Genomic DNA, 23641 nt, shown 5'->3' on the forward strand with positions numbered 1-23641 from the left:
CATCCTATTATAGCAGATGTTGACCAAGCGATGTCGCACCCCTTAGATTTATTTCCGGCCTTCCGTCTGCAGCAGCTCTATGAAGTAAGGCTTCAAATCGACGATACGCAAAAAATCCGGTTTCTTATCCGTACCGTAGATGATCAGAGGCACCAATGATGTCGACGCATCCAGTCCCCCATGGGCCCCTCCTCCGGGGTGTGTGGGCGACCCGGCTTCCGCAAGCTCATACCCCGGTTTCGCGGTGACGATGAGATATCGCCCTTCGTGGGATTGCAACGCGCCTTGAAGTCGACGTAGCGGATCAGGATATTTCCCGTAGGTGATCCGGAGTCCCCCCGTTTTCTCAGCATGGCTCTCCCGCCTCAAATCGAGAATCTTCTCCGCCCCGTGCACGGTCCAGGATTGCTTGTAAGGATCCTTTAAATCCCCGCCTGGTTTGAATTTCATCGAGGCTGAATCCCTCGCTTTGATGCAATGGATCCATCCCTCATCTAGCCACGAAATGATGTCGAGTCGCGGGTCGCTCCTTAGCGCCTCGGCGATCTCCTTCAGCGACACCTCTGGTTTCAAACTGTAGACGTAGGCCATCGTATCGTTTACAGCAAGCGCTATTTCCGTAGAATTGTCGATGGTTTCGCCCGTCGGCAGCACGTGATACCGCTGTAACAGCTTGGGTAGATCAATCACCGGCTGTTGATCCTTGGGCAACACTTGGCTCATTCCACTATCCCCCGCAACGATCAAAATCGTATCGTGTAACGTGCGCGCTCGAGCTTCGTAAGCCTCCAGCAGTTCCTTTAGCCGACGATCCGTCTCTTGGATGCCTTCACGATCTGCGAGGCCGTGTTTGTGCACTTTTCCATCCAAGTCAGGTAAATAGATCAGCAGAAAATCCGGCAGTTCACCGGTTCGGATCAAGTATTTTGCAACCCCAACCGCATATCGATCATTAAAGCCCAGCCGATCCACAGGCCCGTCAGGCAAATCCGTTACCTCGTCAAGTGGGTTCGATAATGCCCCAAAAGCCAGAAAATCCGGCCCTTTCACTTGGAATGGCAAGGCCAGCGGCACAAGCTCGCGCAGCGGTTGCGGCAAGTTGATGAGATGCTTCGTCATCCCACGGTAAACCAATCCGTTCACCGACCCGGAGGTGAAGCCCAAACGCTTCAAATCCTCATATATCGTTGGTAGATGGGGGTTCAAATGTTTTCCGTTCAAATCTTTTAACGCATGGGTCAAAACCGGCTTCGTCCCGCGGCGCAAAATTTCAAGGGGACCCGAGCCATAACCGATGACTCGCTTTCCATGATGCGGATACCAGGTTAAGCCGGGCACATGATGAGCATCCGGATAACGTCCGGTAAGCAGCGTGCTGTCGATCGATATCGACATGGTCGGAAAAGAGCTAATCATATCGGGATAATATTGGCCATGTTGAAGGAGATATTGAAAGGTGGGTAACTCCTTGTGCTTGATTCCACGTTGAATCGCTGCGTCCATAAGGGAGTCGACCAGGACGAAAATGACCTTTTTCTTTCCAACAGAGGTATCGTTAATCGATTGGATATGTAGAAGATCTTGTTCTTTAGGTATGGGGGTTGGACGACGACATCCGCTCAACAGCAGGCATAAAACCATAAACAATAGCCAGAAATCAAGTCGCCCGCCCCGGAAGAATTTCCATAACATGTTGCCACCAGCCTTAAAGTTTAAACATAGTATGTCAAATCTTCTTGTGCAAATACCCCAATTCAGGCTACTTAGAACATGAGTTCGCATAAATGATTGACTTTTGAGATCTGGTAGTTTATAGTTAAATATGCCAATATCATATAAAATCAAGCGAGTGAAGCACCTCGTAAGTCAGGCGAATATCGCCTTTCTTGCGGGTGCTTTTTTTCGTTCCTATGAGGATGGCAAATTCGTAGAGGTGGGAGTTGACGGTTTATGAAATGGAGAATGTCGATTAAACTGCTGTTGCTGGCGGTCATCACGTGTTCGTTGATGCTGGGCGGAAACCGGCCGATGTATGCTGCAAGCGCTTGGGATGCCGCCCTGGACGGAATCGACGCGATGTATGATGGGTTAACCGCTGTACAAACGCTGGTGAAACAGGAAAGCCTCGAAATTTCAGCGCTGCGCAAGAAAAACAACGACGCTTTGGCAGCCATCCATGCGAAGCTCAAAACGATCGATCAAGCCACAATCACTCGCCTGACTCAAGAATCCGAGTCCTTGCAGCGGAAGCATGCTTCCCTATTGGAAGAGTACAAATCATTAGGCAAGCAAGCTGCAGCAGCCAAGAAACGTAAGGATAAGAAATCGGCGGAACTGCTGGAGCTTAGACGCAATCAAATCAAGCCTTCGGCAACGGCTGCCGCGGCAGAAATCAAAGCGAAGAAGGATTTGCTGGCCGCAGCAAAGAAAGCCAAAACCGCCAAAGCGAAAGTGGTCAAGGACGCGTTGGTCCCAGTTCAGACGTTAAAAAAGCAGATTACCGCCGAAAACAAATCCGTCGCCGCCGCGCGAAAACACCTTTCGGCGGCGGATAAGCGGTATAAGGCCAGCGTAAAGCGAGGTGATGCCATTGGAGCTGCACTCGAGTTAAAGACAGTTTACGACCAAACCAAAGCCATCCATACTTCATTAACGAAAGTGTACGATTGGGAAAAACAAATTGCTCGGTTGATCACCGTTGCCTCAGCGAAGTTGCCTTAGTAGAGGCACGAAATTCGAGCGAGTCTGGGCAATCCTCCAAATTTTCGTTATTTCTCCTGTCGGTTCTATTGACGACGCAGTAAGCCAATTGGTTGCCGACGGGAGAAGACGGAGGAACTAGAGTCTGGAATCCTTCCATCAGTGCTACAACGGAGCCGTATATCTTCCGTATCGGGTCTCGAGTTCGATGAAACGATCTTCCGAACTTCGGAGGAACAACACGTTGATCCCCTCTGCCCCATACCACTCCATGGCGATGAATATCCCCTGCCCGGTAGTTCTAGCTGCAAACAGAAAGGAGAACATCTCCGGGATCACTTCCCCTTGGTCATCTACCCGCCAGACACTGTTCGTATCCTCTACAGTTGCGGGATAATCCAGGACGACCTCACTTTGATTCCGTACCAGAACGAAACTAAACAAATGTTCCTTCCCGTCAGGATGGAATAACGCCAAATATAGCTCGGCATCCGTACCGATTTCCGCAAGCCGCCAGAGTTGACGAATGTCTCGGTCCTTTGCCGATTCGAGCCGCTCCCGCAGATTTTCGTCCACGACGGGTTGGCCATCGAGAGCAACTTCCAATAAGGAGTTTAGCGGAATCTCCTGCGGTTGAAAGAGATAATACGTAGCATTGGGTTCGGCTATACCTTCGGTTACGGTAAAGAGATCTCCGGATAAATGCGCAAAATTGTAGGACGTGTCCCGCCCCGAACCAGCGTCATCTCCTTCTTGCCACATCTCGTGGGTTACAGATAGAATAACTCCGTTCTCGCCGACCGCATGAGTGTTTTGATCCAGATTCTCCCGTTGCCCTTCTACCTCTCCAGTCACGATCAACCGGCTCCCAGTTTCGTCGGCAAACCCAAACACCCCCTGCAGCTTACCTGGATCCACTTCTTCAGGAAGCGCTTTGGTAAGCGGCGGAGCCCCTTCCGCATTGTTTTCTTGTTCCGTTCTAGAGGGTTGCTCTGCCCCCACGCCTTCGTGAGCAGCTGGCTCCTGCCCTTGATCACAACCGGCCAAGGCCAATATCATCAACAACCATAAAATCCTTTTTGCTATGCGCATTCTACATGGCACCTCCGGGATATAACGCGATCACACATTACTTTATATAACGTAGTTCGTTCACTGAAGTTGCTAAATGAATTTATATATTGTAATATTACGGTATAACGATTATTTGGAGCACGAGGTGAAGCTACAATGGATAACAATTTCAAAGCCTATCAAGAAACGGCTGAAATGCTCAAAGCCTTGGCGCATCCGGTCCGGTTATGTATCGTGCGCGGCTTGCTGGAGAAGAAGCAATGCAACGTCACGTACATGCAGGAATGTCTGGAGCTGCCGCAATCCACCGTATCCCAACACCTGCAGAAGCTGCGCAGCTTAGGGATCGTCGAAGCCGAACGCAGCGGATTGGAAGTTAATTATCAGTTGGCGAATGAGCGAGTTATTAAGCTGGTTCGCCAGCTGTTTGAGGAGGAACAATAAACGATGAGCCAAAAAGTATTGATCGTCGGAGGCGTAGCCGGCGGAGCCTCCGCGGCTGCAAGACTTCGCCGTCTAGATGAAGAAGCCCATATCGTCATGTTTGAACGAGACCCTTACATTTCTTTTGCCAACTGCGGTCTCCCCTACTACATTGGCGATTCGATCAAGGATCGCTCGAAGCTGCTGGTGCAAACGCCGGAAGCGATGCATCGCCGATTTAACATCGATGTCCGCACAGAAAGCGAAGTGATCGGGATCGATCCGGCCTCCAAGACCGTGCGGGTCCGCAGCAAAGAACGCGGCGAATACCAGGAAAATTACGATGCCTTGATTTTATCGCCCGGCGCTAAACCGATTCGTCCGAATCTTCCCGGCATCCACAGCAGCCGGATTCATACGCTGCGGAATATTCCGGATACCGACCGCATTAAGCAACGGGTTGTGGAAGAGCGCGCCGCTTCGGCCATTGTGATCGGCGGCGGATTTATCGGTGTGGAAATGGCCGAAAACTTAAGGGAGATCGGGCTTGAGGTGACATTAATTGAAGGCGGTCCGCAAATCTTAGCGCCGTTTGATCCCGAAATGGCGGGTGTTCTGGCTAAGGAGTTAGAGGATCATGGCGTTAAGCTGCGGATGTCGCAGACCGTTACTTCGTTTACGGAGCAAGGGAACCAGATTAAAGTGCATACGTCAGACGAGCTTGAAATAGCTGCCGATATCGTCATCTTAGCGATTGGTGTAACCCCGGATACCGCTTTTTTAAAGGACACCGGTATGGAGCTCGGACCGCGAGGCCATATTCTTGTGAGCGATAAAATGGAAACCAGTCTTCCCGACATTTTTGCCGTAGGAGACGCGGTTGAAGTGGTTGATTTCGTCAATGGCTCCAAAACGGCGATTCCTCTCGCCGGACCGGCCAACAAGCAAGGACGGATCGCCGCGGACAACGTTTGCGGCCTTGGAACCACTTATAAAGGCTCGCAAGGCACGTCCATCATCAAGGTGTTTGGATTTACCGGAGCGGCCACCGGGAACAACGAGAAAACGCTCCAACGGTTGGGCATCCCCTACCAAGTTACCGTGGTCCACCCCAACTCCCATGCTTCCTATTATCCAGGTGCAACCCCACTCTCGATCAAGCTGTTGTTTAAGCCGGACGGGACGGTGCTCGGTGCACAAGCTGTTGGATATGACGGAGTGGATAAACGGATCGACGATATCGCCACGGTGATTCGTTTTCGCGGGACGGTGACGGACCTGTCCGAGCTGGAGTTGGCTTATGCTCCTCCCTACTCTTCAGCCAAGGATCCGGTGAATATGGCGGCATACACCGCAGAGAACGTATTAAACGGGAGAGTTCACGTGTTTGTCCCTCAGGAATTAGAGACCCGTGATGAACAAACCACTTTGCTAGTTGATGTACGTTCGGAGCTGGAGCACGCCAACGGGCATATCCCCGGCTCCCTGCTGATTCCGGTCGACGATTTACGTGATCGCCTGAATGAGCTGGACCGGGACAAGGAGATTTGGGTCTACTGCCAAGTGGGTCTGCGCGGATATACCGCATCTCGGATCCTGCAGCAAAAAGGTTATAAAGTCCGCAACTTAACCGGCGGTTATAAGCTGTATCAAATGGCCAATTACCAGCCTGGCCGCAGCACCCAGTTGCCGGAGCATCCTGCAAGCCATGGGGCAAAAATGGAAATCGCCGCTGCCACATCGGTCCCGGTGTCACCCCAAGGCGCAACGCCTTTCGCGACTAGTGCAGCCCCGGCCAAGCTGCATGCCGACGCGGAGCTTGATGCTTGCGGATTGTGCTGTCCTGGCCCGTTGATTCAAGTCAAACAAGCAATGGACCGTTTGGAAGCCGGTCAAATCTTGCACGTGACGGCCTCCGATCCTGGATTCTATGAGGATGTACAGGCATGGGCAGCCATGTCTAAACACCGCATGATCCAAGTTGCCAAAAACACGAATGGGATGATCGAAGCTTACCTAGGTAAAGAACACCCGGTTCAGGCTGACGCCTCTGCGGCACAACCTTTGGCCACGCCGGAAGGCTCCACGATGATCGTGTTCAGCGGAGACCTGGATAAAGCGATCGCCTCGTTTATCATCGCCAATGGCGCAGCAGCCAGCGGCAAAAAAGTCACGTTGTTCTTCACCTTCTGGGGGTTGAACATTTTACGCAAATCGGAGAAGGTCCCCGTCGCCAAAACCTTCATCGGCCGCATGTTTGGTATGATGATGCCGCGGGGCAGCCGCAAGTTGTCTCTCTCCCGCATGAATATGATGGGAATGGGGGCAAAAATGATTCGCGGCGTAATGAAAAACAACAACGTCTCCTCTTTGGAAGAATTGATGGCCAGCGCCATCAACCAAGGCGTAGAAATCGTGGCCTGCCAAATGTCCATGGATCTGATGGGCATTCGCCAGGAAGAGCTGATCGACGGAGTCAAAATCGGCGGGGTTGGCTACTATTTAGGGAAAGCGGATCAATCCGGAATTAATTTATTTATTTAATCTTTCAACATAAAGGGCTCTTGGTCGCATGACCAAGAGCCCTTTTTAGTGCGCCACGCATGGCGCGTAGCTAGGCGGTGAAAGTCCGCTATGGGGGCTGGCAGTTGCCAACCATTAGCCAAGAGTAAGGGTGTCCATCGTGAGGTGGAATCTGAAGGAAGCTGGAGGCAAAGTCCCGGCCTGAGGAACACGAATCGCATCAGGCATCCAAAGTGGGATGAGTCTGCTAAACAAGACGAAATCCAATAAACTGCACGGACACGCGGATGTAAATGCGGCGGGTATACGGGATGAAAGTTACGCGTCTTACCGTGGGAGGTCTCATGGACGTGAGGAGATGAATTTCAAATCATGGTTGAAACAAGATTTATCATGAGAAGTCAGCAGACGCCATAGTACCTCGGTTAGTCGACAACTTGAGGGAAGGGCTGAACCTAAGGAGGTGTGGGTTAATGAATGGTACCGAAACAGGAGTCAAGTGCAGCCAACTTCGAAGAGAAGGCTCGACGCAAAACGTACATGCGGAACATGGAGAATATGCGGGAGCGCACAGTCCTGAGCGGATACCTGAAACCGACAGCACCGACGCAACCGAGTCGAAGGACGAGTTGCTTGAGAAAATCGTTAGCAGAGACAACATGAACGAAGCGTTCAAGCGGGTCAAAACTAACAAAGGATCTCACGGAATCGACGGGATGGGAGTAGATGAACTTCTACAATATCTCCGAGAGAACGGAGAAACCATCAAGGAATCCATTCTGGACGGAACCTACCGTCCGAATCCTGTTCGAAGGGTAGAAATCCCGAAAGAGAACGGAAAGAAGAGAAACCTGGGAATTCCTACGGTTGTTGACCGAGTTATCCAACAGGCGATCGCTCAAGTGCTTACCCCGATCTACGAAAAACAGTTTTCGGAGAACAGTTTCGGATTCCGACCCAAGAGAAGCGCACATAACGCTATTCAGAGAAGCCAATCAAACATCGAAGAAGGGTACAAATACGTGGTCGATATGGACTTGGAGAAATTCTTTGACACCGTTAACCAAAGCAAATTGGTGGAAGTCTTATCCCGAACCATTAAAGACGGGCGGGTCATCTCGCTCATCCACAAGTACCTGAAAGCCGGCGTTGTCGTGAAGCACCGCTTCGAGGATACGGAAATCGGCGTACCGCAAGGGGGCAATCTGAGTCCAATTCTCAGCAACATTATGCTGAACGAACTGGACAAGGAACTGGAAAGCCGCGGGCACCGCTTCGTGCGCTATGCGGACGATCTCCTGATCTTCAGCAAAAGCAAAAGGAGCGCGGAACGGACACTGGAGAACATTCTTCCCTTCATTGAAAAGAAGTTGTTTCTCAAAGTGAACCGGGAAAAGACAGTGGTGGACGAGGCGTGGAAGGTTAAATTTCTTGGGTTCTCCTTCTACAAAAGGAAAGGAGAGACACGAGTCCGCATTCATCCGAAATCCGCTGCCAAGATGAAAGCCAAAGTAAAGGAGCTCACGTCCAGAAGCAACGGGATGGGAAATGAAGAACGAGCCGAAAAGCTTAGACGCTACATCATGGGGTGGATCAACTACTACAAAATAGCGGATATGAAAAGTATGCTCCAATCCACGGATGAATGGATGAGAAGGCGGATTCGCATGATCTTCTGGAAGCAGTGGAAACGAGTGAGGACGAAATTCGAGAAACTGCAATCGCTCGGAATCCAAGGACAAAAAGCATGGGAATACGCAAACACGAGAAAGGGCTACTGGAGAATCTCCAATAGCCCCGTCCTCTCGAAGTCCCTCGGAAATAACACCCTCAAGGGCTTAGGATTTCTCTTCTTCTCGGATTATTATCGACAAGTAACTGCGTAAACTTAGGAACCGCCGTATACCGAACGGTACGTACGGTGGTGTGGGAGGTCGGCTACTCAATTAATGGGTAGCCTCCTACCCGATTAGTTCAAGCCCATTTTCCTGTATAATCGGTTATAACATTTATCTTTCATATGACAAGGAGAGCGATCCAATGAGCGAACAAGTCCGCCAAAACAACGTTGACCGATTTAGCGGGTTCGGTAATCTGTATGACCAGAGCCGTCCCAAGGCCCCGGTCGATCTCATCAACATCCTCGCGATGTATTTGGGCCGCCCCCTGGAGGTCATCGCGGATGTCGGCTGCGGTACCGGTCTCTCCTCTTTTATCTGGCTTGATCATGCGAAGCAAATCATCGGGATTGAGCCGAACGACGATATGCGCGCCGTCGCGATAACTCGTTGGGAGGAAAACGGTCGTCCGGGGCAGCTTCATTTTATCAAAGGCTTGTCCTATGAACTGCCTCTGGAGGCGGCTTCCGTTGATCTAGTCACTTGTTCTCAATCCTTCCACTGGATGGACCCGCAACCAACACTGCAAGAAATCGCACGGGTCTTGCGTCCTGGGGGTGTCTTTGCCGCCTACGATTGCGATTGGCCGCCGTCTGCCTCAACCGAGCTCGAGCAAGCATATGAAGCGCTCATCCAGGTCGCCGAGAAACGAGCCAGCGATCTGAGCGAATCCGGTAAGGAAGCCTATAAGTGGCCCAAAGACCAGCATTTACAGCAAATCCGAAAAAGCGGCTTGTTCCGATATTCCCGAGAGATCGTTTTTCACCATTGGGAAAGCTGTGATGCGGATCGTTATGCGAATTTGGCCCTCAGCCAAGGGGGACTGCAAACAGCCCTGAAATTGGGGGCGGGCGAAATCGCTACCGCTGCCGAGCAATTCCGCGTTCTAGTGAAGCGGGAATTTGGCGACGAGATCCGCCCGATCCTGTTTGGTTATCGGATGCGCATCGGCGTGAAATAAGGCTCTTTAAGTTATTCCCACTTAAATACCTTCCGGTCATTGAGTGCCTGAATGTGGCGGTTATTCTGATTGTAGTATTTATGGAACTCCTTGAGTTGTTCGCGGGAGATTTGGACGCTGTGCGTCAAGATATACCACTCTACGTTTTCGGTTAGAGGGGGTGTCGTCAGAGAACCCAGATAATGATAATAGCTGAATGGATGCGGGAGTAAACGAGTAAGCTTCAGATGATCGATCTTCACCCCGCCCTGCTCTTTCGGGAGCAATTTTGCCGCATCTAAAATTTGCTGAAAAGCGTCATTGTGACTTCCAACTGTAAACATCACGCCAATGACCGCAATCCGGCCATTCTGAGCGAGATGCACGAAATGACCCTCAAGCGGGAAATGCTTGCCGTCCAAAGTATGTTCACTTGGCGAATGAAAATGGACCTGGGAGACGCTAAACTCCCTGTCATCAATCTCAGCCGTCCCTCGCAGCCCCACCTGGATGCTGTGTCCGTTGTTTTCGACGTAGGTCCCGATCTGCTCATAGTTCAGCTCCAAGCCGGAACCAAGATAATCCACGACCTTCGAGGTATCGATATCGATCGGAGATTGCAGCTTCCCGGACACAAACTCCCACTCCTCCTGATGGTCGTAAGAGAAGTGAATCTTCTCCGGTTGGACGATTTCACCTCTCGCACTTGGAGCAACGGCTTGGATGGACGAAGCTCCCGTTAACAGGATCAAAGACATGATTCCCAGCATGATCCATCTTCTTTTCATTTAAATCCCCACTCTTTCTCCTTAAGGTTTATTAACTCCGTTTTCCTATTTACCAGTATATACCATATGCTGTCAAGGAAAACCAGCACAAAAAAAGGGCAAGACCGTAAAATCGGTCTTGCCCAATAGATTAGGAGATTTCATCCACTCTTAGGAGGAGTGGGATAAACGATCGTTACAAATTAACGAGCAATGATGTGGATCGGATGACCTTCAACCAGCTCTGCGGTTTCCATCACGATTTCGCCCAGGGTTGGGTGAGCGTGAATGGTCAACGAGATATCTTCGAGCGTAGCGCCCATTTCAACCGCCAAGCCCAGCTCCGCGATCAGGTTGGATGCTTCGATCCCGACGATTTGCGCGCCGAGCACCACGTTATTTTCTGCGTTTGCCACGATTTTTATGAAGCCTTCAGGCTGATTCAAGGAAGTGGCGCGGCCATTGCCCGCGAACGGGAACTTGCCGGCTTTCACCTTCATCCCTTTTTCTTTCGCTTCCGACTCCGTCAAACCTACGCTGGAGCATTCTGGATCGGTAAAGACAACCGCTGGGATCGCTTTGTAATCCACGACGGAAGGAAGTCCCGCAATCGCTTCTGCCGCGACTTTCCCTTCGTAGGAAGCTTTATGCGCAAGCGCAGGGCCAGCTACGATATCGCCGATTGCGAAGATTTTCGGGTTGCTGGTGCGGCCTTGATGGTCCACTTTAACCAAACCGCGGTCCGTCAACTCAACACCGGCCAGGTCCAGACCCAGATCGCCATCCGTATTCGGACGACGGCCAACCGTTACCAGCAGGTAATCGGCGGTAACTTCTTTGCTTTCGCCGTTTACGGAATATTTCACCGTAACGTTCTTATCCGTTTGTTCTGCACTTTCGGCTTTGGCATTGGTTACGATTTCGATGCCGGTTTTCGCCATGTTCTTAGCAACCAAGCGAGTCATATCTTTGTCGAAGCCAGGCAATACGGTATCCATGCCCTCGATGATCGTCACTTTCGTGCCGAATTTGGAGAACATTTGGCCAAGTTCGGCACCGATATAGCCGCCGCCGATGACAACGAGGCTGCTTGGAATTTCTTGCAGCTCCAGCGCTTCCGTGGAAGACAGAATACGTCCGCCAAATGGGAAAGGCTTCAGCTCGATTGGACGGGAACCGGTCGCCAAAATGCAATGCTTGAAGCGATAACGCGGCGATTCATGATCGTTAAAGCAACGGGCTTCATTTTCGTTGATGAACATCACTTCACCGCTGAAAACTTCCACTTTGTTGCCTTTGAGCAAACCGCTAACGCCTTGGGTCATCTTTTTGACAACCCCGCTTTTGAATTCTTGCGTTTTCTTGAAGTCCACTTTCACGTTCTCTGCCGTAATCCCAAACGCATCGGCATGTTGAGCGGACTCATATTGGTGTGCTGCCGAGATCAGCGCTTTAGATGGAATACATCCGCGGTTCAAGCAGACACCGCCAAGCTCCGATTTGTCGACGATCAGCACTTTTTGCCCAAGCTGGGCGGCGCGAATGGCCGCCACATAACCGCCGGGACCTGCACCGACAACTAATGTATCAATATCAATAGAAGCATCTCCTACTACCATCGATTACACCTCCATAACGAGCAGCTCAGGGTTCGCGAGCAGCTGTTTGATATAGTTCATAAAGTTCTGTGCGGTTGCGCCGTCAATCAGACGGTGGTCAAAGCTGAGCGACAAGGCCATTACCGGTGCGGCAACGATTTCGCCGTTTTTGACAACCGGTTTCTCGCTGATGCGGCCGGTGCCAAGGATCGCAACTTCAGGATAGTTGATGATTGGCGTAAAGAACATCCCGCCGGCAGAGCCGATGTTTGTGATCGAAATCGTGCTGCCTTTCATCTCGTTAGGTGCCAGCTTGCCTTCACGGCCACGAGCTGCCAAGTCTTTAATCGCTTCGGCGATCATCCAAATGCTCTTCCGATCCGCATCCTTGATGACCGGTACGATCAGACCGTTATCCGTGTCCGTTGCGATCCCGATGTTATAGAATTTCTTATAAACGATCTCATTGTTCACTTCGTCGATCGAAGCGTTCAGAGCCGGGAATTGACGAGAAGCGGCAACCAACGCTTTAACGATGAATGGAAGATAAGTGACTTTAATGCCTTTCTTCTCGGCGATTGGCTTCATCCGAGTGCGGAAAGCAACCAGTTCTGTCACATCCACTTCATCCATAATAGTCACGTGTGGAGCGGTGTAAGCCGATTTCACCATGGCGTTGGAAATCGCTTTGCGGATGCCCTTGAACGGAACGCGCTCTTCTTCGCCATCCGTAGAAATCGCCGTTGGTGCAGCGGCAGCTGGTGCTTTGGCAGCTGCCGCTGGAGCGGCGGCTTGTGCAGATGCTGCGGCTGGAGCCGGAGCAGCGGCGGCAGCTCCGCCTTTTTTGAAGTTGTCAACGTCTTCTCTCGTGATTTTACCGGCTTTCCCTGTCCCTGGTACCAGCGACAAGTCTACGCCTTGCTCACGAGCGTATTTGCGTACGCTTGGCGTAGCGAGAATTTCGCGATTTGGAGCGACCGGAGCGGCAGCCGCTGCCGGTGCACTTGCTGCAGCAGCAGGCGCGTCATGCGATGGCGCCGGAGCTCCTTCTTGTTCCGGCACGTCGCCTTCGGCATCAATCACGGCTACGACATCACCTACGCGGAACACCGCACCGTCTTTGCCGAACACTTCAAGAACCGTACCGTTTACCGGGCAAGGAACCTCCACGACGGCTTTGTCGTTTTGCACTTCCATAATGATGTCTTCGTCCGTTACCTTGTCACCCGGTTTAATGTGCATTTTGATGATTTCACCTTCATGCAAGCCTTCGCCAAGCTCAGGGAACCGGTATTCGAATTTGGAAGAGGAAGCTGCCGCTTGAGGAGCCGGAGCTGCTGCCGGAGCTACCGGAGCGCTTGCTTCTGCAGCAGGAGCCGGAGCCCCTTCTTGTTCAGGAAGATCGCCTTCGGCTTCGATCACAGCTACCACATCACCTACGCGGAAGACCGCGCCGTCTTTACCAAACACTTCTTGTACTACACCATTCACAGGACAAGGTACTTCTACGACGGCTTTGTCGTTCTGTACCTCCATGATGATATCTTCATCCGTCACTTTGTCCCCTGGCTTCACATGCATTTTGATGATTTCACCTTCATGCAAGCCTTCGCCCAGTTCAGGGAACCGATATTCAAACTTAGCCACAGGAAAGACCTCCTATTTGTTCTTCGATTTAGAATTCAAGCACTTTGTTAACGCCCTCGATCACGCGAGCCGGGGACGGCAGCCATTGGTCTTCGATTTGCGCGAACGGATACACGGTATCCGGAGGTGCGATACGAAGTACAGGAGCTTCAAGGTGCAGAATCGCCTTCTCGTTGATTTGCGCGATGACTTCAGCTGCGATACCAGCCGATTTTTGCGCTTCTTGAACGATAATGGCCCGATTCGTTTTCTTCACCGAAGCGATAATCGTATCGATGTCCAGCGGCACGAGGGTGCGAAGGTCGATCACTTCGGCCTTGATGCCTTTGGTTTTCTCCAATTCTTCCGCAGCCTTAACCGCAGTATGAACCATCAAGCCATAAGCAAGAATCGTGACATCGGAGCCTTCGCGAACGATATTCGCTTTGCCCAGCTCAACCGTATATTCCCCTTCCGGCACTTCATCGCGGAAAGCATGATACAGGTTCAAGTGCTCCATAAAGAAGACAGGATCGTTATCACGGATCGCCGAGATCAACAGACCTTTGGCGTCGTAAGGGTTCGAAGGAACCACCAGCTTGATCCCCGGAGTTTGGGCGATTAAGCCTTCCAAGGCGTCGGTATGCAGCTCAGCCGCTTTAACGCCGCCGCCAAACGGAGTGCGGAACACGATCGGGGAATGATAGCGTCCGCCGGAACGGTAACGCATCCGGGCCGCTTGTACGAGGATTTGGTCCAATGCTTCAAAAATAAAGCCAACAAACTGGATTTCCGCGATTGGACGGAAGCCTTGAATCCCCAAGCCTACCGCCATCCCGCCGATCGCCGATTCCGCCAGCGGGGTATCCATGACGCGCTCTTCCCCAAATTCTTTTTGCAGACCTTCTGTTACGCGGAATACCCCGCCGACATTACCTACGTCTTCGCCGAAAATCAGAACGTTTGGATCGCGTTGCAGTTCGACGCGCATGGCGTCGCGAATCGCTTCTTTCATATTCATTTGTGCCATTGCTTGTATCCTCCTCTATAGAACGATCAGACTAGTTTACATGTACGTATTATTGAAAATCGGCCTTTTGCTCTTCCAGATGCTTCGGCGTTGTTTCGAACATGCTGTCGATCAGACCTGGAATCGTCATTTTTTCCGTTTGTTCTGCTTTCTTGATTTGCTCGTTTACTTTTGCTTTCGCCTCTTCTTTCACACGAGCGGTATCTTCCTCGGTCCAAAGACCTTTCTTCTCCAAGTATTTCGCCAGGCGAGCGATCGGGTCCTTCTCGCTCCATTGCCCTTCTTCTTCCTTCGTCCGGTACTTCGAAGTATCGTCAGACAGGGAATGCGGACGGAAACGATAGGTAACTGCTTCGATCAAAGTAGCCCCTTCGCCATTGCGTGCGCGTTCAGCAGCTTCTTGTACAGCGCTGATTACAGCGAATACGTCCATGCCGTCAATTTTTACGCCGCGAATCCCGGCAGCGACCGCTTTATGCGCGATCGACAAAGCTGCGGTTTGTTTGGCGAACGGAGTCGTAATCGCATAGCCGTTATTTTGTACAAAGAAGATCACCGGCAGTTTAAATACCCCGGCATAGTTCAGCGCTTCGTAGAAATCGCCTTCCGAAGAGCCGCCGTCACCGGTATAAGTAATGGCCACTTGTTTTTGCTTCTTGAGCTTATAGCCCATCGCAATCCCCATTGCGTGCAGCACTTGTGCGCCGATAATAATTTGAGGCATAAGTACGTTGACGCCTTCCGGAATTTGACCGCCATGTTGATGACCGCGGGAATACAGGAAAGCTTGGTACAGCGGAAGACCGTGCCATACGAGCTGAGGCATATCACGGTAACCTGGGCAAACGAAGTCATTTTTGTCCAAGGCGAACTCGCTGCCTACCATCGTTGCTTCTTGCCCGGATACCGGAGCATAGAAACCGAGGCGGCCTTGGCGGCCCAAGTTGATCGCACGTTCGTCCCAAGTACGCGTAAATACCATGCGATACATCAGTTCTTTCAATTGATCGTCGGACAGCGCCGGCACTTTATCTTTGTTAACGATTTCACCGTCTGGCGAGAGCACGGTCAAAGCTTCAACTTCTTCCGTGTATACTTCATAAGGAATCTTGCTCATTTTTTTCACCTCGACTGAAAATTTGATTAACTTGTTCCTCTGTTATAGAATTATTATACTCCTGTTTCATTCTAGAAGTCAAAGGAATTAAGGTTTATTGTGTTATATATTTATTTTTGTGTATGTAACAGATTTTCAAAAATAGTATAACACAAACCCATATTGTGGTAAGCTATCGTTATCTCAATTTCACGGTACATGTTACTTGATTCAAAGGGCAAAAGCAAAACTAACTGGGAGTGTGTGTAGAACCATGACGGATTCGAATTATTTGAAACGAACCATCATTAAAGAGGAAATTCAAAGCCAGTTCTTGGGGGAAAAAAGATACCTGCGCGTTTACCTTCCTCCCGGGTACAACGAAATTCTTAGTTACCCCGTCATTTACTGCCAGGACGGTGAGGAGTTCTTTAACTTCGGCCGTATCGCGACGCACGCCAATCGTCTGATCCTGGACGAAGGCCTCGAACCGTTTATCATCGTGGGCGTGGAGGTGAACACCGCGGTTCGCACCGAGGAATATGCCCCGTTCGGAACCCGCTTTGACGCCTATACGCGCTGTTTTACGGAAGAAATTATTCCCTTTATCGAACGCAATTATCCCGTTCGCCGCGAACCTGCGGAAAGGGTGTTAGCCGGAGATTCGTTAGGGGCAACCGTCTCCCTTCATCTCGCTATGAAAAACCCGGAACTGTTTTCCAAAATCATCAGCTTGTCCGGCGCTTACTACGAACCCTCCCTGGAGATCCTGGCGCAGGAAACCGATCTTTCCTATTTGTCGCTCTTTATGATCGTTGGTTTGCAGGAGGATCATTACACCACCGATACGGGCACCTATAACTTTGTCGAACTAAACCGTAGAGCAAAGGCCATGCTTGAGGAACGTGGAGCTCAAGTGGTCTATTTCGAGAAGGACGGCAAACATCTCTGGGGATTTTGGCAGCAAGAACTACCCGATGCGATGGTGCATTTCCTAAAATAGCGCTTTCATGATGTCGAAAATCAGAGGCTGTCCCTTGTAGATCCTTCATCTACTTCGGACAGCCTCTCTTGATGTCTGTTCAATTTCGTCTGACTGTGCGTTAAGGAGTCTGGTCCTGCACGATGGCCCGTTCAGGTTTAGGGTTAGAATCGGAGGCGTTTGTTGGTTCCGTCCCAATATATATATGCCCCGTTGCCAACGATCGTCTCGGCAGCTTCCATTTATAATGGAACGATAACATCCGGAAGAAGACCACGGCTACAAACAGCAAAATCAATTCCACCGTTGACACGAACCAGCCCATGCCAACCGCTAAACCCGCCAGCATCGCCCAGACCGCATAAATCTCGTCCCGCAGAACCAGCGGTTTGCGCCCGGCAAGCAGATCGCGAATGATCCCGCCCCCGATCCCGGTCAGCACGGCTGCGACCAGCACCGCGCTCATTGGATGCTTCATCTCCGTCGCGTACAACGCCCCTTGGATTGCAAAAGCCGACAAACCGATGGCATCAAACAAAACCTCCGTCCGTTTCCAGCGGCGAACCCACGGCATCGGCAGCACGAAGGCGACAAACACGAATAACATGGCCAGCAAAATCAAATCCCCTTGCGCCCATAACGTCGTAACCGGGACGCCGATCAATACATTGCGGATGATCCCGCCGCCAAACGCCGTCACTAAGCCCAGCACCAGCACGCCAAGGATGTCGTATTCCTCTTCCATAGCGACAAACGCACCGGACATGGCGAAGGCCACTGTCCCGATGATGCTTAGAATATCAAAGATGTGCATCTCTTCCGTCCTTCTCTGCCTTTCTCTGTCAGCTTTATTTCATCAATCCCCATTGTAGGCCCTCAAGGTGAAATTGTGCAACCCTAAAATCTGAATTATACTTACTGAAGCAAAGGATTATTTGCGCGAAAGGAAGAAGAAGAAATGACCGTAAACCGGGTGCTTATTTTTGCCGGCGGGCGTTTAGATCCGGAAATGCTTCGGGAGATTCGTCCGGACGATGTGTTGATCGGGGCTGACCGCGGAGCCTTATTTCTAGTAGAGCATGGAATTAAGCCGGATATGGCGGTTGGCGATTTCGATTCCGTAAGCGAAGAAGAGCTGGCTCTCATACGTAACTCTAGTAAAGAACTTCTGGCCTGCGATCCGATCGATAAAGACTTGACGGATACGGAATTGGCTTTTGATTTGGCCGTTCGTAGAAACCCGGCGGAAATCGTGTTAACCGGCGTGATCGGTACTCGACTGGATCATACGCTGGCCAATCTCCATATGCTGCTGCGTGCGGCGGAACAAGGGATCACGTGCGCCATTTGGGACGAGTTTAATTACGTCACCTTATGCGGATCGGTCTGCCGGGTTGAGGAACGAGGATATACCTATGTCTCCCTGCTCCCGCTCACCCCCGTCGTAACCGGCATTACACTGGAAGGCTTCATGTACCCCTTACATAACGCAACGCTTCGAATCGGACAATCCCTGGCCGTAAGCAATCAGTTGGCTTCTCCTATCGGTACGGTGCATGTCGGCGAAGGTTGGTTGCTCGTGATTCAGAGCCGGGATTAGTTCCGAACATATTTCAATTTTGTAACCTTTATTGTTTCTATTATAAATCTGCATATGAATGCAAAAACCCTTGAGTTTTCAAGGGTTTTTTTCATTTCAAATTTTGAAGAAAAATCTCGATATCTTAAAAAAATGTAAACTTTAATGTTATTTTAATAATCCCCTTCAAACCGTTGAGACATAAGGTTTTTAGGAGACTCTACCAGGTTTTAGGAGATTACAGATCTGTTATACTTCATTTACGAACCGGTCAAAACACAATATCTTTGGAGGTACTACAACATGAATAAACGCACTATTTTCCAAAAAGTATTGACGGTCGGACTAGTGTCCGCCATCGGTTTCAGTACGCTGCTTGCTAGCGGGGCTGAACCTGTACAAGCCCAATCGGCAACAAGCACCGCTGTTTCCAAAGGAACGCAGGTTGTAAACTACGGGAAGAAATTTATTGGCACCCCTTACAAATTCGGAGCATCCACATCTACGACCAAAGTCTTCGACTGCTCCTCGTTTACGAAATATGTATTCAAAAAGTACGGCGTCACTTTGCCGCGGACTTCATCCGCCCAAGCTAAAGCAGGTTATGCCGTATCGAAATCGAATCTGAAAGCCGGCGACCTGGTCTTCTTCTCCAGCGGCAGCCGAGCAAACGGGAAGAACGTAACCCACGTGGCCATCTACATGGGCAGCGGAAAAATTCTGCACACCTACGGGAAGCCAGGGGTTACAATCTCCAATCTGAATTCCGGCAACTGGAAGAGAACCTATCTGAAGGCTCGCCGCGTCCTCTAGTCGGACTAGCCCATCTTCATTTCATCAAGAAGTCGTTGCATTGATCACCGATCGCAGCGGCTTTTTGCCCCTTAGGATAACCTGGTAGGACATACCGGGTTATTTGTCATTTAACCCAACATATATCCGCTGCCGCGGACAGTATGGAGCAGCTTTCTTGGATGTCCGCTGTCGATCTTTTTGCGCAAATGCCGAATATAGACATCCACCACATTTGTTCCCGTCGCGAAGTCATATCCCCAGACTTGCTGCAGGATCATCTCTCGCCCACAGACTTTCCCCGCCCGTTTCATCAAAAAAAGCAGCAAATCGAATTCCTTAGGCGTCAATTTAATGGGCTCCTCGTCTCTCCACGCCTTGCGGCTTCGCAGCTCCATCCGTAAATCCTCAAAGGACAGCTCCGTTAATGAGCCATCCCCCAACCGCTTAAACAATGAAATCAAGTGGCCGATCCGGGCATACAGTTCAGCCATGGGAATCGTAACCTGAACTACGTCGTTGGCTCCCCGGGCAAAACCGGCGACAACCGCCTCCGTGCTCCACTCCTTTAACAGCAGGATAATCGGAAACGGAGCGAATCGTCCGATTTCCTCCTGTAGGACCGGTGCCGCTTCATCCGGCAAATCCGTCCCCAGCAGCAATAGATCCGGAAGCTCTTCCTCCAGCAAGCGAAGCACACCTGCACCGATTTGCTTCCAGCCTACCCGATAGCCTGCTTCCTCCAGCCCGGTTTTCAGTCGCTCTCCCTCTCCTGCATCGTCCAAAACCAGTATGATGTACCTTTTCATCGCGCGCGACCACCTTACCTGCATTTACCAATCCATTAATAAGATGGTCATTCTTTCGGCAAACCATTCGGTCGTTTCCGATTCAGCGCGTCTTCACCTTAGTTAACCTAAATAGCGATCATATATGGTTCTAGCTTCAACCGGATCTTGCGTACCGTGGATGAGCGCTCGCCCATCCGTGAACAATACCAACCGGCGTTCACCGATCTTAAAGGAAAGCAAAAACGGATTCACATCAACCGTCCCCTCCTCCAAGCGGCCCAGCTTCTCCGCCATTTCTTGCAGCTCGATCTTCCGCTTGGCTGCAGGTCGGATCTGCACGGTATCTCTACCGCAGAGCACCTCCGTTTTTCGATGGCTGGATGCAGACAAATACGGATAAGTCGCCCCGCTTCCGCAGGAAAGGCAATCATCCCGTTTGGCTGATCCCACTTTGATCGAGGCTTGTTCGTTCCGCCACAGGTCAAATGTTAACAGCGTGCCGCGTAACGCTTCGGGATGCCCGGTTAATAACTTCAATGCTTCCGTTGTTTGATGGGCCACGACCATCTGTACCGCCGGAGGAATTACACCTACCGTGTCGCAGGTGTCTCCGCCCAGCGGTACGGTACCCAGCATGCAATTTAAGCAAGGCGTAACGCCGGGTAAAATCGTATAGGTAATCCCGTAACTGCCAACGCATCCGCCATAGATCCAGGGAATGCGGTATTTTTGCGAGATATCATTGATCATTAATCTCGTATCGAAATTATCCGTGGCATCCAGGATCAGATCCACCCCGGAGACCAAGCCCTCCAATTCTTCCGGGTCGACATCCATCACATAGGCATCGATGTTGACTTGGCTGTTAATTGCGGTTAAGCGCTGCTTGGCAGCGATCGCCTTGGGTACTCGTCCCGCCGCATCCGCTTCGGAAAACAGTTGCTGACGCTGCAAATTACTCCATTCCACATAGTCCCGATCAGCGATAACGAGATGGCCAACGCCCGCCCGCACCAGTGTCTCGGAGATGCCGGTGCCAAGGGCTCCCGCTCCGACGATCAGGACCTTCGCTTGGCCAAGCTTGTCTTGTCCGCCATGACCTATAGGAGCAAACAACCTTTGCCGTGAATAACGGTCTGGTTGCTGGTTTTGATGCTGAAGTTGTTCCGGTTGATTTCTCTCCATTCCTGTCCTCCCGCCCCCACTACTTGGACTTCAATTGAATCCGGCTAATCCACCGATTCGTTGGTTCAAGCATAGTACAGATAGGAACAGAATTCAAAGGTGTTTCCCTCCGGATTAAGGTTGGATTGCTCTACAATCCAGCGGAAAATACCCGCTTTCGGCCGCATCGCGTTCGCCTGCAAATATTTCTTCAACGCGATAACCTAGCCTGTGCGCCGCGGTGCAAGATTCCCGATAAGCATATTTCAATCCCGTCCGCGGATCCACCGCTCCCAGAAGCGTTGGCTTTTGATCCAATCTGCCCCCGCCTAAAGCATAGTTATTATAATCGTGATCCCCCACTGGAATGCCTTGTAAAAACACCAGAATCCCAACGTCGTCCAGCGTGTTGTTCCACTCCTCCTGCGGGATGGTCGGCAACGTGAACGTATAGTTCACGCCTTGGTGCTTTATCAACAGGTTATGTAAATGAATCGTCCGGGCTAGATCCTCTTCGATCCGTCGAACGATCGTTGCACGCCGAACCGCATCAAATTGCGCCTCGCTCTGCAGCAGCGGAATCGAGGTCTCTGCCTTCACTTCGGCTTGCGGTCCACTAACCCAACGTTCGGTGGCCGCATCATAGGCCGTCACTTGGCTGTCCAGCGTAAAAGCGATGCTATTCCCGTTCGCATCCACATAGGTATAAGGCCTCTTGTCCCGCCAGTAGTAAGCGGACGTATCGCTGCTGGGATCCACGTCTGCCGCATACAGGTAGTAACCGTCGTAATCTATGATAATAACCGCCGGGATATAACCCATGAGCGTCTGCTGTCCGACCGGATCGTCGGCGACGCCAAAGTTTAGATACAAACTCCGGAGCAACGTATCCAGCGCTTGCTCTTTATCGACACGCATCCATTTCGCCGAACCATACCCGCTTTCGAATTGCTGCAGCTCATTCCGGTTTAACACGGCAGCTGCATCTTGAACAGCTGTGCGCATTGCGGCATTATACCGGGTTTCGAGGCGGTTCACTTCCCGTAACTGCTCCGTCCGCAAGCCGCTGAGCCAAAGGATAGGGGCAACGATGATCACAAAGAGGGCGGCCCAGTCAGTAATCTTCATTTAACACCATGCCCCCATACGTGAGCAGGGTGGGATGCGTTCCACCTGCACCTGGATATAGAAACTCCGTTAGTATCTCATACGGGCTGCGGGAACGATCCAACGCCGTAACGGCGAAGAAATCCCCTTCCTGCAGTTCGTAGGCCCCGCCCTTTTGTCCGTTTTCGGCTGGAAACATCACCTGAAGAATCTCCGAGGTATCATACGCGTCATAGACGACGGTAAAATCATTCAAAAAAGTAGCGGGATCAGCCGGATCACCGTATTCCGGATGATACGTTTTATGCCGATGCTCCAATTCTACGTCATATCCTCCCCCGGGTGTCTCCAATTCCCGGACAAAATCCTCGTACATCGCTGGCGTCACAACCCCTTTGTTCCGAACGGCGTCGGTAAACTGGACTAAGGTTCGATATGCTGCCAAATACCGGATATCCGCCTGTCGCTGCGCCGCCTGCCATGCTGGAAACAGGAACAGAAGCAACACGGCAAGCAGTGCGGCCGTGATTTTGGACAAAGCATTCCCCATCCGCTGCCACCTACTTTCTGCTAAAAATAATCCGAATTTCTTTTCCCTTGGAATCGTAAACGTGTTGAGTTTGATAATCGATTCTTAGATTCAGCACTTGCAATGCGCGTTTACGGCTTTGCTCCAGTACATCCTGCAGCGGGCTCGTCGGGGTGTCGTTCAATATCTCCCCGTCCACCACGACAATCACGCCGAGATCAATCCAATCCGGAAGACGATGCAAGATCTCATTCCCGCTGAACGTTTCGCTCGCGAGCTCCAGCAGGTTGTCATCCCTGATGCCTGCCGCTGTATCCCGAGCAAGCATCCCTCCTTCATGAGCATAGACGCTTCGCCTAACACCGTGGAGTTGTTCAGCAACCGCGTCATAAGCAACGTTTTGCTCCACTCCGATATCCAAGGTAAACAGGGTGGCTGCGAGAAAAGAACTCACGGAGAAGAGCAGCCATACCAAACTTTTCACATGATTAAACATCTTCGCCTGCGCCCCCCCACCTGCGATCCTTATGGAATCAGCGTCGTTTGTGTAAAGATCAGGCCGCGCACCACGTTAGAACTGTCTTTAACGACCATTGCCTTAAATTTGCCGCTTGGATTAACGTACTCATTTAATCGCTCATCCCAGGCATTACTGATCGGTGCAAGGCTTTGTCCGTATACCGAACCATACCGTTCCGAGGAAACGGGTTCATTGATGAGGAGCACATCCCCATACCATTCCCCGCCGGTGTTTTTACCGGTTTTGACCAAGATCCCAAATTGATCGCGATCTTTAAATTTACGCAGGGCATTGGTCACCTGCGAGCCGCTGACCGTCGTATCATCATAAACGGTAAATGAAGCCTGGGATAATTCAGTTTGGATGTCCGAGAAGCTGTTCTGAGCCGTTTTCGTGGCTTCCTGGGCGGATACGAACAAAATGACAACAATCGTGATCAAAGCGATCGTCAAGAAGATACCAGCTGCGACCTTCAAAGCGGATGAAGCGTTATTCATCGAGA

General features: G+C 51.1%; 22 protein-coding genes. 8 read left to right on the top strand and 14 right to left on the bottom strand.

Going from position 1 to position 23641, the window contains the following annotated elements:
- Window positions 1–48: 48 nt before the first annotated feature.
- Window positions 49–1692, bottom strand: a complete 1644-nt coding sequence (locus tag BN3277_RS11785) for an alkaline phosphatase family protein (RefSeq protein ID WP_059042909.1) — start codon at window positions 1690–1692, stop codon at window positions 49–51.
- A 258-nt stretch (window positions 1693–1950) separates the two neighbouring features.
- Here BN3277_RS11785 and BN3277_RS11790 point away from each other — a divergent pair, with 258 nt between their 5' ends.
- Complete coding sequence (locus BN3277_RS11790) at window positions 1951–2721, top strand: hypothetical protein (RefSeq protein WP_059042911.1); 771 nt, start codon at window positions 1951–1953, stop codon at window positions 2719–2721.
- A 144-nt stretch (window positions 2722–2865) separates the two neighbouring features.
- Here BN3277_RS11790 and BN3277_RS11795 read toward each other — a convergent pair whose 3' ends face one another.
- A complete protein-coding gene (locus BN3277_RS11795) occupies window positions 2866–3792 on the bottom strand; it encodes a hypothetical protein (protein WP_059042913.1) in 927 nt (308 codons plus the stop codon).
- Between the two features lie 138 nt (window positions 3793–3930).
- Here BN3277_RS11795 and BN3277_RS11800 point away from each other — a divergent pair, with 138 nt between their 5' ends.
- From BN3277_RS11800 to BN3277_RS11815, 4 genes are all read left to right on the top strand, one after another.
- Window positions 3931–4218, top strand: coding sequence for an ArsR/SmtB family transcription factor (locus tag BN3277_RS11800; protein ID WP_059042914.1), 288 nt, complete (start codon window positions 3931–3933; stop codon window positions 4216–4218).
- 3 nt (window positions 4219–4221) lie between these two features.
- Window positions 4222–6741, top strand: coding sequence for an FAD-dependent oxidoreductase (locus BN3277_RS11805; RefSeq protein ID WP_059042915.1), 2520 nt, complete (start codon window positions 4222–4224; stop codon window positions 6739–6741).
- Between the two features lie 452 nt (window positions 6742–7193).
- The gene (ltrA, locus tag BN3277_RS11810; RefSeq protein ID WP_059040563.1) at window positions 7194–8606 is read left to right on the top strand and encodes a group II intron reverse transcriptase/maturase; all 1413 of its coding nucleotides are present in this window, start codon (window positions 7194–7196) and stop codon (window positions 8604–8606) included.
- Window positions 8607–8760: 154 nt separating this feature from the next.
- Window positions 8761–9579, top strand: coding sequence for a class I SAM-dependent methyltransferase (locus BN3277_RS11815; RefSeq protein ID WP_059042916.1), 819 nt, complete (start codon window positions 8761–8763; stop codon window positions 9577–9579).
- Window positions 9580–9590: 11 nt separating this feature from the next.
- Here BN3277_RS11815 and BN3277_RS11820 read toward each other — a convergent pair whose 3' ends face one another.
- From BN3277_RS11820 to pdhA, 5 genes are all read right to left on the bottom strand, one after another.
- Window positions 9591–10346 (bottom strand): carbonic anhydrase, encoded by a 756-nt coding sequence (locus tag BN3277_RS11820; RefSeq protein ID WP_198342958.1) that lies wholly within the window; start codon window positions 10344–10346, stop codon window positions 9591–9593.
- Between the two features lie 182 nt (window positions 10347–10528).
- Entirely contained in the window at window positions 10529–11944 is a 1416-nt protein-coding gene (gene lpdA, locus BN3277_RS11825) for a dihydrolipoyl dehydrogenase (RefSeq protein ID WP_059042917.1), read from the bottom strand.
- A 3-nt stretch (window positions 11945–11947) separates the two neighbouring features.
- A complete protein-coding gene (locus BN3277_RS11830; RefSeq protein WP_059042918.1) occupies window positions 11948–13570 on the bottom strand; it encodes a 2-oxo acid dehydrogenase subunit E2 in 1623 nt (540 codons plus the stop codon).
- A 28-nt stretch (window positions 13571–13598) separates the two neighbouring features.
- On the bottom strand, window positions 13599–14579 hold the full coding sequence (locus BN3277_RS11835; protein ID WP_059042919.1) for an alpha-ketoacid dehydrogenase subunit beta: 981 nt from the start codon (window positions 14577–14579) through the stop codon (window positions 13599–13601).
- A gap of 49 nt (window positions 14580–14628) precedes the next feature.
- A complete protein-coding gene (gene pdhA / locus BN3277_RS11840) occupies window positions 14629–15696 on the bottom strand; it encodes a pyruvate dehydrogenase (acetyl-transferring) E1 component subunit alpha (protein WP_059042920.1) in 1068 nt (355 codons plus the stop codon).
- 253 nt (window positions 15697–15949) lie between these two features.
- Here pdhA and BN3277_RS11845 point away from each other — a divergent pair, with 253 nt between their 5' ends.
- On the top strand, window positions 15950–16678 hold the full coding sequence (locus tag BN3277_RS11845) for an alpha/beta hydrolase (protein ID WP_059042921.1): 729 nt from the start codon (window positions 15950–15952) through the stop codon (window positions 16676–16678).
- 100 nt (window positions 16679–16778) lie between these two features.
- Here the strand turns inward: BN3277_RS11845 and BN3277_RS11850 are convergent, their stop codons facing one another.
- Window positions 16779–17471, bottom strand: coding sequence for a trimeric intracellular cation channel family protein (locus BN3277_RS11850; protein WP_059042922.1), 693 nt, complete (start codon window positions 17469–17471; stop codon window positions 16779–16781).
- A 144-nt stretch (window positions 17472–17615) separates the two neighbouring features.
- Here BN3277_RS11850 and BN3277_RS11855 point away from each other — a divergent pair, with 144 nt between their 5' ends.
- Both BN3277_RS11855 and BN3277_RS11860 read left to right on the top strand, forming a co-directional pair.
- Window positions 17616–18257: a thiamine diphosphokinase gene (locus tag BN3277_RS11855; RefSeq protein WP_059042923.1), complete on the top strand. Its 642-nt coding sequence runs from the start codon at window positions 17616–17618 to the stop codon at window positions 18255–18257.
- A gap of 282 nt (window positions 18258–18539) precedes the next feature.
- On the top strand, window positions 18540–19049 hold the full coding sequence (locus BN3277_RS11860) for a C40 family peptidase (protein ID WP_059042924.1): 510 nt from the start codon (window positions 18540–18542) through the stop codon (window positions 19047–19049).
- Between the two features lie 110 nt (window positions 19050–19159).
- On the opposite strand, the gene BN3277_RS11865 is transcribed toward BN3277_RS11860, so the two are convergent.
- The 6 genes from BN3277_RS11865 to BN3277_RS11890 all read right to left on the bottom strand — a co-directional run bounded on the left by BN3277_RS11865 (window position 19160) and on the right by BN3277_RS11890 (window position 23636).
- A complete protein-coding gene (locus BN3277_RS11865; protein ID WP_059042925.1) occupies window positions 19160–19837 on the bottom strand; it encodes a response regulator transcription factor in 678 nt (225 codons plus the stop codon).
- Between the two features lie 102 nt (window positions 19838–19939).
- Complete coding sequence (locus BN3277_RS11870; protein ID WP_059042926.1) at window positions 19940–21004, bottom strand: MoeB/ThiF family adenylyltransferase; 1065 nt, start codon at window positions 21002–21004, stop codon at window positions 19940–19942.
- A 114-nt stretch (window positions 21005–21118) separates the two neighbouring features.
- On the bottom strand, window positions 21119–22111 hold the full coding sequence (locus BN3277_RS11875; protein ID WP_059042927.1) for a hypothetical protein: 993 nt from the start codon (window positions 22109–22111) through the stop codon (window positions 21119–21121).
- Window positions 22098–22640, bottom strand: a complete 543-nt coding sequence (locus BN3277_RS11880) for a hypothetical protein (RefSeq protein WP_059042928.1) — start codon at window positions 22638–22640, stop codon at window positions 22098–22100. The genes BN3277_RS11875 and BN3277_RS11880 overlap by 14 nt, the downstream gene beginning before the upstream one ends.
- Window positions 22641–22650: 10 nt before the next feature.
- The gene (locus BN3277_RS11885; RefSeq protein ID WP_059042929.1) at window positions 22651–23115 is read right to left on the bottom strand and encodes a hypothetical protein; all 465 of its coding nucleotides are present in this window, start codon (window positions 23113–23115) and stop codon (window positions 22651–22653) included.
- 29 nt (window positions 23116–23144) lie between these two features.
- Window positions 23145–23636 carry a hypothetical protein gene (locus BN3277_RS11890; RefSeq protein ID WP_059042930.1) on the bottom strand — a complete coding sequence of 164 codons (492 nt, stop codon included), beginning with the start codon at window positions 23634–23636 and terminating at the stop codon, window positions 23145–23147.
- Between the last annotated feature and the right edge of the window lie 5 nt (window positions 23637–23641).

The sequence above is a fragment of the Paenibacillus rubinfantis genome, from assembly GCF_001486505.1.
Lineage (GTDB): Bacteria > Bacillota > Bacilli > Paenibacillales > Paenibacillaceae > Fontibacillus > Fontibacillus rubinfantis.

What these genes read in the sequence shown, in the direction of transcription:
- BN3277_RS11785 (WP_059042909.1), bottom strand. Translation starts at nt 1,692, where the DNA reads ATGTTATGGAAATTCTTCCGGGGCGGGCGACTTGATTTCTGGCTATTG.
- BN3277_RS11790 (WP_059042911.1), top strand. Translation starts at nt 1,951, where the DNA reads ATGAAATGGAGAATGTCGATTAAACTGCTGTTGCTGGCGGTCATCACG.
- BN3277_RS11795 (WP_059042913.1), bottom strand. Translation starts at nt 3,792, where the DNA reads ATGCGCATAGCAAAAAGGATTTTATGGTTGTTGATGATATTGGCCTTG.
- BN3277_RS11800 (WP_059042914.1), top strand. Translation starts at nt 3,931, where the DNA reads ATGGATAACAATTTCAAAGCCTATCAAGAAACGGCTGAAATGCTCAAA.
- BN3277_RS11805 (WP_059042915.1), top strand. Translation starts at nt 4,222, where the DNA reads ATGAGCCAAAAAGTATTGATCGTCGGAGGCGTAGCCGGCGGAGCCTCC.
- ltrA (WP_059040563.1), top strand. Translation starts at nt 7,194, where the DNA reads ATGAATGGTACCGAAACAGGAGTCAAGTGCAGCCAACTTCGAAGAGAA.
- BN3277_RS11815 (WP_059042916.1), top strand. Translation starts at nt 8,761, where the DNA reads ATGAGCGAACAAGTCCGCCAAAACAACGTTGACCGATTTAGCGGGTTC.
- BN3277_RS11820 (WP_198342958.1), bottom strand. Translation starts at nt 10,346, where the DNA reads ATGAAAAGAAGATGGATCATGCTGGGAATCATGTCTTTGATCCTGTTA.
- lpdA (WP_059042917.1), bottom strand. Translation starts at nt 11,944, where the DNA reads ATGGTAGTAGGAGATGCTTCTATTGATATTGATACATTAGTTGTCGGT.
- BN3277_RS11835 (WP_059042919.1), bottom strand. Translation starts at nt 14,579, where the DNA reads ATGGCACAAATGAATATGAAAGAAGCGATTCGCGACGCCATGCGCGTC.
- pdhA (WP_059042920.1), bottom strand. Translation starts at nt 15,696, where the DNA reads ATGAGCAAGATTCCTTATGAAGTATACACGGAAGAAGTTGAAGCTTTG.
- BN3277_RS11845 (WP_059042921.1), top strand. Translation starts at nt 15,950, where the DNA reads ATGACGGATTCGAATTATTTGAAACGAACCATCATTAAAGAGGAAATT.
- BN3277_RS11850 (WP_059042922.1), bottom strand. Translation starts at nt 17,471, where the DNA reads ATGCACATCTTTGATATTCTAAGCATCATCGGGACAGTGGCCTTCGCC.
- BN3277_RS11855 (WP_059042923.1), top strand. Translation starts at nt 17,616, where the DNA reads ATGACCGTAAACCGGGTGCTTATTTTTGCCGGCGGGCGTTTAGATCCG.
- BN3277_RS11860 (WP_059042924.1), top strand. Translation starts at nt 18,540, where the DNA reads ATGAATAAACGCACTATTTTCCAAAAAGTATTGACGGTCGGACTAGTG.
- BN3277_RS11865 (WP_059042925.1), bottom strand. Translation starts at nt 19,837, where the DNA reads ATGAAAAGGTACATCATACTGGTTTTGGACGATGCAGGAGAGGGAGAG.
- BN3277_RS11870 (WP_059042926.1), bottom strand. Translation starts at nt 21,004, where the DNA reads ATGGAGAGAAATCAACCGGAACAACTTCAGCATCAAAACCAGCAACCA.
- BN3277_RS11875 (WP_059042927.1), bottom strand. Translation starts at nt 22,111, where the DNA reads ATGAAGATTACTGACTGGGCCGCCCTCTTTGTGATCATCGTTGCCCCT.
- BN3277_RS11880 (WP_059042928.1), bottom strand. Translation starts at nt 22,640, where the DNA reads ATGGGGAATGCTTTGTCCAAAATCACGGCCGCACTGCTTGCCGTGTTG.
- BN3277_RS11885 (WP_059042929.1), bottom strand. Translation starts at nt 23,115, where the DNA reads ATGTTTAATCATGTGAAAAGTTTGGTATGGCTGCTCTTCTCCGTGAGT.
- BN3277_RS11890 (WP_059042930.1), bottom strand. Translation starts at nt 23,636, where the DNA reads ATGAATAACGCTTCATCCGCTTTGAAGGTCGCAGCTGGTATCTTCTTG.